Genomic DNA, 10,190 nt, shown 5'->3' with positions numbered 1-10,190 from the left:
GGGCGGGGGTTGAGATTCGATACAACGGCAGGCGAAGACTACGCCTCGATCACTTCATAGGAGTGAGTGATGTTCACCGCTTTTTCCAGCATCAGCGCCACCGAGCAGTATTTCTCTGCCGACAGGTCCACCGCCCGGGAGACCGCGGCATCTTTCAGCGCCTTGCCGGTGACGATAAAATGCAGATTAATATGCGTGAACAGACGCGGAGCCTCTTCGCGACGCTCGGAGGTCAGCTTCACTTCGCAATTGGTCACGTCGTGACGACCTTTTTGCAGAATGGAGACCACATCGATCGCACTGCAACCGCCCGCCGCCATCAGCACCATCTCCATCGGGCTGGGAGCCTTATCCCCGGAGTTGCCATCCATCAGAATCTGGTGTCCCGATGCGGACTCCCCGATAAAGGTTAACCCTTCTACCCATTTCACACGCGCTTGCATAAAATTTAACTCCAGTATCGCAATATTCCTGTCAGATTACGCGCACATAACAATTCTCGCAACGGAAGGCGACCTGCGTCATGCTGAAGCGAGACACCAGGAGACATGCGGCGAAAGCTATGCTAAAACAGTCTGGATGCTACAGTAATACATTGATGTACTGCATGTATGCAGAGGAGTTCACATTACGGGCTGTCGAAAAATCATCAGCCAGCTTCCCAGGTATAGGGAAACAATACGATTGCATGCCCGGACGCCGTGTAGTGTCGGCGCCCGGAGATAGCTTATAACAGAGGATAACCGCGCATGGTGCTTGGCAAACCGCAAACAGACCCTACCCTTGAATGGTTCTTGTCTCATTGCCACATTCATAAGTACCCATCAAAGAGCACGCTGATCCACCAGGGTGAAAAAGCAGAAACGCTGTACTACATCGTTAAAGGCTCCGTGGCTGTACTCATCAAGGATGAAGAAGGTAAAGAGATGATCCTCTCCTACCTCAACCAGGGCGATTTCATCGGTGAATTAGGCCTGTTTGAAGAGGGTCAGGAACGTAGCGCCTGGGTACGGGCGAAAACCGCATGTGAAGTGGCCGAAATCTCTTATAAGAAATTCCGTCAGCTGATCCAGGTGAACCCGGACATTCTGATGCGTCTCTCTTCGCAAATGGCTCGCCGTCTGCAGGTCACGTCTGAGAAAGTGGGCAACCTTGCCTTCCTCGACGTGACGGGCCGTATCGCCCAGACGCTGCTGAACCTGGCGAAGCAACCGGATGCCATGACCCACCCGGACGGTATGCAAATTAAAATTACCCGCCAGGAAATTGGTCAGATCGTCGGCTGCTCTCGTGAAACCGTTGGTCGTATTTTGAAAATGCTGGAAGATCAGAACCTGATTTCCGCGCACGGTAAAACCATCGTCGTCTACGGCACCCGTTAAGTTGCTAAGCGGCGTATTGCTCCCGCAGTACGCCGTTTTTGTTTTTCCCTCATGTGGCGCAGGCTGATTTACCACCCGGAAGTCAACTATGCACTGCGGCAAACGCTGGTGCTGTGTCTGCCCGTGGCCATCGGTCTTCTGCTCGGCCATCTCCAGCAGGGGCTGTTATTTTCCTTAGTCCCCGCCTGCTGCAACATTGCCGGTCTTGATACCCCGCATAAGCGCTTTTTCAAACGCCTGATTATCGGCGGCTGCCTGTTTGCCGGATGCAGTCTGGTGGTGCAGTTGCTGCTTGCCCAGGCGATACCCCTGCCGTTTATTCTCAGCGGCCTGGCGCTCTTGCTCGGCGTTACCGCGGAGATCAGTTCGCTGCACGCGCGGCTGCTGCCCGCGTCGCTGATCGCCGCCATCTTTACCCTGAGCCTGGCGGGCAATATGCCCATCTGGGAGCCGCTGCTGATCTACGCCTTCGGCACGCTGTGGTACGGCGTGTTTAACTGGTTCTGGTTCTGGCTGTGGCGCGAACAGCCGCTACGGGAGTCGCTTAGCCTGCTTTACCGGGAGCTGGCGGACTACTGTGAAGCCAAATACAGCCTGCTGACCCAGCATACCGATCCCTCGACCGCCCTGCCGCCGCTGCTCACCCGCCAGCAGAAAGTGGTCGATCTGATTACCCAGTGCTATCAGCAGATGCATATGCTGGCCGCTAACCAACGCAACGATCATAAGCGCCTGCTGCGGGCGTTTCAGATGGGGCTGGATCTACAGGAGCATATTTCGGTCAGCCTGCATCAGCCGGAAGAGGTGCAAAAGCTGGTGGAACGCAGCCATGCCGAAGCGGTGATCCGCTGGAACGCGCAGACCGTCGCCGCCCGCCTGCGCGTGCTGGCGGATGACATGCTCTATCATCGCTTTCCAAAGCGCTTTCAGATGGATAAACAGATCGAGGCTCTGGAAAAGATCGCCAGACAACATCCGGATAACCCGGTCGGCCACTTCTGCGCCTGGCACTTCAGCCGCATCGCCCGGGTGCTGCATACCCAGCGCCCGCTGTATGCCCGGGACCTGATGGCCGACAAAGAGCGTCGTTTACCGCTATTGCCCGCGCTAAAGAACTACCTGTCGCTAAAATCGCCCGCGCTGCGCAATGCCGCCCGCATCAGCGTGATGCTGAGCGTCGCCAGCCTGATGGGCAACGCCCTGCACTTGCCTAAGCCCTACTGGATCCTGATGACGGTGCTTTTCGTCACCCAGAACGGCTATGGCGCCACCCGGGTGCGTATTGTTCACCGGGCGGCGGGTACGCTCGCCGGCCTGACGATCGCCGGGCTGACCTTGCATTTTCACGTTCCGGAGAGCTACACCCTGAGCGGGATGCTGCTGATTACCCTGCTCAGCTATCTGATCATTCGCAAACACTATGGCTGGGCGATGGTTGGGTTTACGGTGACGGCGGTATATACCCTGCAGCTGCTGACGCTTAACGGCGAACAGTTTATTATCGCCCGGCTGATCGACACCCTTATCGGCTGCCTGATTGCCTTCGGCGGGATGGTCTGGCTGTGGCCGCAGTGGCAAAGCGGCCTGCTGAAAAAAAACGCCCACGATGCGCTGGAGGCCGACCAGCAGGCAATTCGCCTGATCCTCAGCGCCGATCCAAAAGCCCCCGCGCTGGCCTATCAACGCATGCGCGTCAACCAGGCGCACAACGCGCTCTACAACTCCCTGAATCAGGCGATGCAGGAGCCCGGGTTTAATACCCACTATCTGGAAGATATGAAGCTGTGGGTAACGCACAGCCAGTTTATCGTCGAACACATCAACGCTATGACCACCCTGGCCCGGGAGCATACGATGCTGACCCCGGATCTTGCCCAGCGCTATCTCGAATCCTGTGAGATTGCGCTGCAGCGCTGCCAGCAGCGGCTGGACAGCGATGGTCCCGGCAGCGCAGGGGATGCCAATATTATGGAGTCGCCGGAAAGCGAGGTGCCGATCGGTCCGTTAAGCACCCTGGAGCAGCATCTGCAACGCATTCTGGGCCATCTGAACACCATGCACACCATTTCGTCAGTGGCATGGCGTCAGCGGCCGCACCATGGCATCTGGCTGCGGAAGATCAACCGTTAATCACCTTTGCCACCGCCTGGGCAAAGCGCGCCATCCCCTCGGCAATATCCTGCTCGTCGATGATCAGCGAGGGAACAAAACGCATCACGTCCGGCCCGGCGTTGAGCACCATGACGCCGGCGTCGGCCGCGGCATAGAGGAAATCACGCGCGCGGCCTTTGTGCTGCGGCTTGAGTTCCGCGCCGATCAGCAGGCCCATCCCGCGTATATCACTGAACAGATCAAACTCGGCATCCAGCCGCTGCAGGTGTTTGACGAACAGTTCGCGCTTCGCGCTCACGCCATCCAGCACCGCCGGGGTATTGATCAGATCGAAGGCGGCGTTGGCGACCGCGCAGGCCAGCGGGTTGCCGCCGTAGGTTGAGCCATGGGAGCCCGCATGGAAGGCGCTGGCGATCTCGTGGGTGGTCAGCATGGCGCTGACCGGGAAGCCGCCGCCCAGCGCTTTGGCGCTGGTCAGAATATCCGGGGTCACGCCGTAGTGCATATAGGCGAACAGCGATCCGGTACGCCCCATACCACACTGTACTTCATCAAAGACGAGCAGCGCCTGGTGCTGATCGCACAGCTCGCGCAGTCCCTGCAGGAAAGCCGGCGTGGCCGCCGTCACACCGCCTTCGCCCTGAATCGGCTCCACCACCACCGCGCAGGTGTGGTCATCCATCACCGCTTTTACCGCCTGCAGATCGTTGAAGGGAACATGGACAATATCCGCCGGTTTTGGGCCGAAACCATCGGAATACTTCGGCTGACCGCCGACGGAAACGGTAAACAGGGAGCGGCCATGAAAGGCATTATGGAAGGCGATGATTTTGGTTTTATACGGGCTATGGCGGGTCACCGCATAGTGACGCGCCAGCTTAAAGGCCGTTTCATTGGCTTCGGTGCCGGAGTTCATAAACACCACGCGCTCGGCGAAGGTAGCCTCGACAAGTTTACGTCCCAGACGCAGCGCCGGCTCATTGGTAAAGACGTTGCTGGTGTGCCACAGCGTTTCGCCCTGCTGATGCAGCGCCGCCACCAGCGCCGGATGGCAATGGCCAAGCGCCGTCACCGCGATACCGCCGGCGAAATCGATATACTCTTTCCCCTGCTGATCCCAGACGCGGCTGCCTTTCCCCTTCACCGGGATGAATTCTGCCGGTGCATAAATTGGCAAAATAACTTCATCGAATGTGGCGCGGGTGATTGCCGGTTGTTCAGTTGCCATGTCTTGCCCATCCCTCTTCGTTACGCAGATGCGATTATGATAATCTAATCACAAAATATGCATAAAAAATCAGTCAATAGCAACTGAAAATCACCGTTTCAAAAAGTTGGCCAGCAATTGATGGCCCTGCTCGCTGAGGATGCTTTCCGGATGAAACTGCACGCCCTCGAGATCCCATTCGCGGTGACGGATCCCCATAATCTCACCGCTGGCGCTGCGGGCAGTGACGTTAAACTCGGACGGGAGCGTCGGCGGGTCAATCACCAGCGAGTGATAGCGGGTCACCGTCAGGGGATTATTCAGCCCCTGAAACACCCCTTCGCCGTTATGCTCGATAAGCGAGGTTTTGCCATGCATCACCTGGGCCGCCCGCACGATAGTCGCGCCAAACGCCTGGGCGATCGCCTGATGCCCGAGACAGACGCCCAGCAGCGGCGTTTTTCCGGCATAGTGGCGGATAACCGCGAGGGAAATCCCCGCCTCATCCGGCGTGCAGGGGCCTGGCGAGATCACGATTTTCTCCGGCGCCAGCGCCGCTATCTCCTCCAGCGTCAACGCATCGTTGCGCCTGACCAGTACTTCCCCCCCCAGTTCGCAGAAGTACTGATACAGATTCCAGGTGAAAGAGTCATAGTTATCGATAAGCAGGATCATAGCGGCTCCGGAACAATCAAAACCGGGCTATTCTACTCAGATTCCCGCGCTTCGCTTACCACTTTGCGAAAGATCGCCACCAGCGGGGCCAGATCGCCCATCGCGCTCTGCTGGCAGGCCGCACTCCAGCCGGCGGGGTCAACGTCACGCCAGTTAAGAAGGTAGCCGGCATGTATCGCCAGCTGTTCAAAGAAAATGCGCTGGGTCAGGCCATTGCCAAGACGAAAAGGGTGCAGCACATTAATTTCACCATAGAACCAGCTCAGGCGTTCGATGAAGGTATCGCGCGGCAGGCCACTGAGATAATCCTCCTGCTCAAGGGCCTGCATCAGGGCATTCCCCTCCTCCTCGATCCGGGCAAAGTGGCAGAACGGCGTATCGCCCAGGTAGAGGTTCACTTCACGCAAGCGGCCCGCCCAGTCAAACAGATCCTGATACAACTGGTGATGAATAGCGCACAGATAGGGTAAGCCGCGCACCCGCGGGCCCAGCGGCAGAGTGGCCGCCCGCAGCGCTGTCATCTCAAAGGCGGCCTGCTGCAGATTTTTAGCCTGGCGGATGCCGAGACGGTTGCGCAGCACGTTCAGCGCCGGATAGAGATAAGGATCGCGTTCATCGCCGAATTTATCGCTCATACTCCCTCCGCAACGTCGCCAGACGCGCCAGCGCCTCTTCGGCAGTCAGCGTAACCAGCGGCACCGTCACGCCTTCAAGGCGACGGCTGGCCTGAAAATTGGTATTGCGTGTCTGTTCCCAGAGTCGGGATTTTTGCTTATCGGTGAGTGGACGCATCGTCGCCCCCCTTATCGTCCCCTGTGTGCCACAAGTATAAGCAGCAATTTAAGGTTATGCCGGGAGGCGACCGGGCGCGGCGATAGACCACCGCGCCGCGGGAGGATTAGGGCAGCACTTTCGCAGAGAGGATAACGACCGGTTTGGTCGGCACATTCTGGTACGGACCAACGTTATGGGTCTGGACCTGGGAGATCTTATCCGCAACATCCATCCCCTTCACCACTTTGCCGAATACCGCATAGCCAAAGTCGCGCTGGCCATGGTCGAGGAAGGCGTTATCCGCCACGTTGATGAAGAACTGACTGGTGGCGCTATCCTGATCGGCGGTACGCGCCATCGCGATGGTGCCGCGGGTGTTGCGCAGGCCGTTGTCTGCTTCATTCTTGATCGGCGGGTTAGGCTGCTTCTGCTGCATCTGTTCGTTAAAGCCGCCGCCCTGCACCATGAATCCCGGGATCACGCGGTGAAAGGTGGTGTTGTTGTAGAAGCCGCTGTTGACGTACTTCAGGAAGTTATCCACGGAAATCGGGGCTTTCTGGCTGTTTAACTCAAGCTCAATGTTACCTGCCGAAGTGGTCAGCAGCACATGCGGATCGCCCTTTGCCGCCATGGCCGGGGAGAACGCTGAAATAGCGAAAACGGCAGCCATCGCCGCCAGTGTTGATTTGAGCATGGAAATTCCTTAACGGAGCAGAATAAAAGCGAGTGCCTTGATTCTAAAGAGCCTTTGCATCCTGGGCCAGCCTTTTACCAAATTTTACTTAGCTGTAATAATTGTAACCGCGCAAACGATCTCCTTTGCAGCGAACAAGCGTGATTCAGATCACATTAAAACATGCAAAAGATAACTCATTTCACAATAAACATTTAATTACATCACCTGAACGAATAAAATCTGTCCGCCCGGCGCAGCGTCAACGCGCTTTACCTTTCTATTCACAGGCCAGTCATGACTAACAGCAACCGTATTAAGCTCACATGGATCAGCTTCTTCTCCTACGCCCTGACCGGCGCGTTGGTGATCGTCACCGGGATGGTGATGGGTAACATTGCGGATTATTTCCATCTGCCCGTTTCCAGTATGAGCAACACCTTTACCTTTCTGAACGCCGGTATTCTTATCTCCATCTTCCTCAATGCCTGGCTGATGGAAATCGTGCCGCTGAAAACTCAGCTGCGCTTTGGCTTTATTTTGATGGTGCTGGCGGTGGCCGGCCTGATGCTCAGCCACAGCCTGGCGCTGTTCTCCGCGTCAATGTTCGTTCTTGGCCTGGTGAGCGGGATCACCATGTCGATCGGGACCTTCCTGATCACCCATATGTATGAAGGCCGTCAGCGCGGGGCGCGTCTGCTGTTTACCGACTCCTTCTTTAGCATGGCGGGCATGATTTTCCCGATGGTCGCCGCCGTCCTGCTGGCGCGCAGCATCGAGTGGTACTGGGTCTACGCCTGTATTGGTCTGGTGTATGTCGCTATTTTCGTCCTGACTTTCGGCTGTGATTTCCCGGTGCTGGGCAAAAAAGCCCAGAGTGAAAACAGCCAGCCGGTGGTGAAAGAGAAGTGGGGCATCGGCGTGCTGTTCCTCTCCGTTGCGGCGCTGTGCTACATCCTCGGTCAGCTGGGCTTTATCTCCTGGGTACCGGAATATGCGAAGAGCCTGGGCATGAGCCTCGGCGACGCCGGTAAACTGGTGAGCGATTTCTGGATGTCCTACATGATCGGCATGTGGTCGTTCAGCTTCATCCTGCGCTTCTTCGACCTGCAGCGTATCTTAACCGTCCTCGCCGGGCTCGCGACGGTGCTGATGTACCTGTTTATCAATGGTTCGTCGGAGCATATGCCGTGGTTTATTCTGACCCTGGGCTTCTTCTCCAGCGCCATTTACACCTCGATCATTACGCTCGGTTCGCAGCAGACGCGGGTCGCTTCGCCGAAGCTGGTGAACTTTATCCTCACCTGCGGCACCATCGGCACCATGCTCACTTTCGTGGTCACCGGCCCGATTGTGGCGGCCAGCGGTCCCCTGGCCGCGCTGCACACCGCTAACGGCCTCTATGCCGTGGTATTCGTAATGTGCTTTATCCTCGGCTTCGTCTCCCGTCATCGCCAGAACAACGCTCAGGCGGCGTCTCACTAAGCCTTCGGCCCCTTTGCATCCGCAAGGGGGCTGTTCCTCATAAAAGAAAGCTCCTCGCCACCGCGGTCAGTTTGGATCCAGCTTTGCGCCGGCTGGGTGGTCGCGATCACCCTTCCCTGGCGAATTGACCAGCGCACCGGCACCTGGCAGCGGACGGCCTCAAAGCCATTCTCCGCCGGGAGAATGATCAGGTTAGCCGGGTTGCCGCTGACAATGCCGTAATCCTCGAGGCCAAACGTGCGGGCGCTGTTGTCGGTGATAAGCTGCAGGCCGTCGTTGATCTGCTGGTAGCCCATCAGCTGGCAAACATGGAGCCCCATATGCAGGACCTGCAGCATATTGCCGGTCCCCAGCGGGTACCACGGGTCAAAGACGTCATCATGACCAAAGCAAACGTTGATCCCCGCCGCCAACAGCTCCTTCACCCGGGTAATGCCCCGTCGCTTCGGGTAGTCGTCAAACCGGCCCTGCAGATGAATATTCACCAGCGGATTGGCGACAAAGTTGATGCCGGAGAGCTTAAGCAAGCGGAACAGACGCGAGGTATAAGCGCCATTATAGGAGTGCATAGCGGTGGTATGGCTGGCCGTTACCCGCGGCCCTATCCCCGCTTTCAGCGCCAGCGCGGCAACGGTTTCAACAAAGCGCGACTGCTCATCGTCAATTTCATCGCAGTGAATATCCAGTGGGCGGTCATATTGCTGCGCCAGACGGAAGGCGATATGCAGCGATTCCACACCATATTCACGGGTGAACTCAAAATGCGGGATCGCCCCGACGACGTCCGCCCCCAGCTTGAGGGCCTCCTCCAGCAGCGCCTCGCCGTTGGGGTAAGAGAGGATCCCCTCCTGTGGAAAAGCGACAATCTGTAACTCGACCCATGGCGCCACCTCCTGTTTGACCTCCAGCATCGCCTTCAGCGCCGTTAACGTGGGATCGGAAACATCGACATGAGTGCGGACAAACTGCACGCCATTGGCGATCTGCCACTTCAGGGTTTTCCACGCCCGGGCTTTGACGTCCTCATGGCTGAGCAGCGCTTTCCGCTCCGCCCAGCGCTCAATCCCCTCGAACAGAGTACCGGACTGATTCCAGTTCGGCTCGCCGGCCGTCTGGGTGGTATCCAGATGGATATGCGGCTCGATAAAAGGCGGGATCGCTAGCCCGCCGCGAGCGTTCAATACCTCGTAGCTTTCATCGTGCGCCTCCCCCATCGGCGTGATCTCGCCAAAGCGGCCCTTATCAATGGCTATTTGCCACAGGCCGTCGCGGTCTGCCAGGCGTACGTTCTGAATCAACCAAAGCGGCGCTGCTGTCATATCACCCTCTCTATTCAATACGGCTTGTTTTCTATCTAACCCCAATCGCGGCTTACCCAATTCTTGTACACAGAATCAGCAAAAAGGAAAAGTCAGCGTTTTCCATGACTTATAAAAATACTGACAAATCAAACGCATACCCATTAAGTGGTAGGTGAAGTTGTCATTGATTTGCATCAATAAGCCTGATGGCTGAATCGTTAAGGTAGGCGGTAATAGAAAAGAAATCGAGGCAAAAATGAGCAAAGTCAGAATCGCTATTATCGGTAACGGCATGGTTGGCCATCGCTTTATCGAAGAGCTTCTCGATAAGGCGCCTGCCGGACAGTTCGACATTACCGTGTTCTGTGAAGAACCGCGTATCGCCTACGACCGCGTCCACCTGTCGTCTTATTTCTCCCATCACACTGCGGAAGAACTGTCGCTGGTACGCGAAGGTTTCTATGAGAAACACGGCGTCAAGGTGCTGGTCGGCGAACGGGCGATCACCATCAACCGCCAGGAGAAAGTGATCCACTCCAGCGCCGGGCGTACCGTGTTCTACGACAAGCTGATTATGGCGA

General features: G+C 57.0%; 11 protein-coding genes. 4 read left to right on the top strand and 7 right to left on the bottom strand.

Going from position 1 to position 10,190, the window contains the following annotated elements; all coding sequences use genetic code 11:
• Nucleotides 1-38: 38 nt before the first annotated feature.
• Nucleotides 39-443 (bottom strand): OsmC family protein, encoded by a 405-nt coding sequence (locus HMPREF9538_RS22635; RefSeq protein WP_002920158.1) that lies wholly within the window; start codon nucleotides 441-443, stop codon nucleotides 39-41.
• A 306-nt stretch (nucleotides 444-749) separates the two neighbouring features.
• Between HMPREF9538_RS22635 and crp the strand changes: the two genes are divergently transcribed.
• Nucleotides 750-1,382, top strand: a complete 633-nt coding sequence (gene crp / locus HMPREF9538_RS22640) for a cAMP-activated global transcriptional regulator CRP (protein ID WP_000242758.1) — start codon at nucleotides 750-752, stop codon at nucleotides 1,380-1,382.
• A gap of 51 nt (nucleotides 1,383-1,433) precedes the next feature.
• The gene (locus HMPREF9538_RS22645) at nucleotides 1,434-3,512 is read left to right on the top strand and encodes a YccS/YhfK family putative transporter (RefSeq protein ID WP_004213494.1); all 2,079 of its coding nucleotides are present in this window, start codon (nucleotides 1,434-1,436) and stop codon (nucleotides 3,510-3,512) included.
• Here HMPREF9538_RS22645 and argD read toward each other — a convergent pair.
• The 5 genes from argD to ppiA form a co-directional block, all read right to left on the bottom strand.
• A complete protein-coding gene (gene argD, locus HMPREF9538_RS22650) occupies nucleotides 3,502-4,722 on the bottom strand; it encodes a bifunctional acetylornithine/succinyldiaminopimelate transaminase (protein ID WP_002920226.1) in 1,221 nt (406 codons plus the stop codon). The genes HMPREF9538_RS22645 and argD overlap by 11 nt on opposite strands.
• A gap of 90 nt (nucleotides 4,723-4,812) precedes the next feature.
• Nucleotides 4,813-5,376, bottom strand: coding sequence for an aminodeoxychorismate synthase component 2 (pabA, locus tag HMPREF9538_RS22655; RefSeq protein WP_009484160.1), 564 nt, complete (start codon nucleotides 5,374-5,376; stop codon nucleotides 4,813-4,815).
• A gap of 32 nt (nucleotides 5,377-5,408) precedes the next feature.
• Entirely contained in the window at nucleotides 5,409-6,011 is a 603-nt protein-coding gene (locus tag HMPREF9538_RS22660) for a putative adenosine monophosphate-protein transferase Fic (RefSeq protein WP_002920230.1), read from the bottom strand.
• On the bottom strand, nucleotides 6,001-6,168 hold the full coding sequence (locus HMPREF9538_RS22665) for a YhfG family protein (protein ID WP_002920231.1): 168 nt from the start codon (nucleotides 6,166-6,168) through the stop codon (nucleotides 6,001-6,003). The genes HMPREF9538_RS22660 and HMPREF9538_RS22665 overlap by 11 nt, the downstream gene beginning before the upstream one ends.
• 106 nt (nucleotides 6,169-6,274) lie before the next feature.
• Nucleotides 6,275-6,844, bottom strand: coding sequence for a peptidylprolyl isomerase A (ppiA, locus tag HMPREF9538_RS22670; protein ID WP_002920238.1), 570 nt, complete (start codon nucleotides 6,842-6,844; stop codon nucleotides 6,275-6,277).
• A gap of 276 nt (nucleotides 6,845-7,120) precedes the next feature.
• On the opposite strand from ppiA, the gene tsgA reads away from it, so the two are divergent.
• A complete protein-coding gene (tsgA, locus tag HMPREF9538_RS22675; protein WP_009484158.1) occupies nucleotides 7,121-8,308 on the top strand; it encodes an MFS transporter TsgA in 1,188 nt (395 codons plus the stop codon).
• Here the strand turns inward: tsgA and HMPREF9538_RS22680 are convergent.
• Nucleotides 8,305-9,627, bottom strand: a complete 1,323-nt coding sequence (locus tag HMPREF9538_RS22680) for a cytosine deaminase (RefSeq protein ID WP_002920241.1) — start codon at nucleotides 9,625-9,627, stop codon at nucleotides 8,305-8,307. The two genes, tsgA and HMPREF9538_RS22680, sit on opposite strands and share 4 nt — an antisense overlap.
• Before the next feature lie 238 nt (nucleotides 9,628-9,865).
• On the opposite strand from HMPREF9538_RS22680, the gene HMPREF9538_RS22685 reads away from it, so the two are divergent.
• Nucleotides 9,866-10,190, top strand: a 325-nt coding sequence (locus HMPREF9538_RS22685; protein ID WP_009484157.1) for an FAD-dependent oxidoreductase, incomplete at its 3' end; no start/stop codon positions are given.

The sequence above is a fragment of the Klebsiella sp. MS 92-3 genome, from assembly GCF_000195655.1.
In the GTDB taxonomy this organism is placed as follows: domain Bacteria; phylum Pseudomonadota; class Gammaproteobacteria; order Enterobacterales; family Enterobacteriaceae; genus Klebsiella; species Klebsiella pneumoniae.
Note: the sequence above shows the minus strand (reverse complement) of the source record. Positions and strands in the feature narration are given on the sequence as shown.